A 1077-nucleotide genomic window follows, 5' to 3' on the forward strand; every position below is an offset into this window, starting at 1 on the left:
CAGACGGTCGCGTCGTGGCTTCAGGAACGGTCGACGAGGTGCGCGCAGGCAACACACTCGACGAGGCATTCGTTCGCCTTGTCGGCAGCCGCAGTCCCAATCCCGACGGACTGTCATGGATGCGCGCATGAGCATTACGAGCTTGCCGACGACGCGCAGCGCCCCAACCTCACTGTGGCGCACTGTTCTCCGCATGCGCGTGACCCTCTACAAACGTCAATTCACCGGCGGCAGAGCCGTCATCAAAGTCGTGGCAGCACTCTTCGGCGTTCTGGGGGCAGCTCTGCTGTGCCTGCAAGCCTCGGGGACGAGCGCGAGCTCGTCCGAACTCGTCAGCGGCACAACCAGTCTCGCACTGTCGGCTATCGGCGTGATGTGGATCTTGATGCCGATCATGTCTGGTCTGTCAGATGACAATCTTCACCCCAGACATTTCCAACTACTCCCCCTGGAACCCGTCCGACTCGCCAGAGCACTGTTCTCGACGTCGCTGGTCGGTATGACCGTCCCGATCACCGCGTTGGCTGCCGCAGCGATACCGATCTATGCAGCAACCCACCATGCTGCCGCGTTGCCTCTGGCGATCGTTGCGTGGCCCACAACGGTCCTGCTGATTGTCGGCACCTCACGGGTCGCGATGCTGGCGATGTCGCAGCTCCTGCGGAGTCGTCGCAGCCGCGAACTGGGACTGTTGGCATTCAGCACGTTCTTCGGCGGGCTGTATCTGCTGCAATTTCCGCTGCAGAGTCGCCTCGGCACGGTCGTGGACGGCGACGTCACGTGGCCGCTCACGGTCGCGCATTCGATCCCGTTCGCGTGGGGAATCACCAGTGTCGACGCAGCAGCAGGAGGCGCCTGGCTCCTCGCCGCCGGAGCAGTCCTCGCCCTGGTGCTGGTCGATCTCGCACTGCTGTGGTCATGGCAACGCCTGGTCGTTCGCTACTTCAACGGGAAGGTCGCAGAATCAGCGGGCGCCACTTCCGTGCAATTGAAGAACCAGGGCCGCGACATTCGAACCGGTTGGCGCGCATCCCGACTGGGCACCGTCATCTCTCGCGAGCTTTCGCTCTGGCACGG

At 63.3% G+C, this 1077-nt stretch carries 1 pseudogene; it reads left to right on the plus strand.

The features are described 5' to 3' along the window. Positions 1-127: 127 nt before the first annotated feature. Positions 128-1077 (plus strand): annotated as a pseudogene (locus DBV08_RS00375) (ABC transporter permease); the annotation flags it as partial.

Origin of the sequence: Rhodococcus sp. KBW08 (genome assembly GCF_003852455.1) — a bacterium.
Lineage (GTDB): Bacteria > Actinomycetota > Actinomycetes > Mycobacteriales > Mycobacteriaceae > Rhodococcus_F > Rhodococcus_F baikonurensis.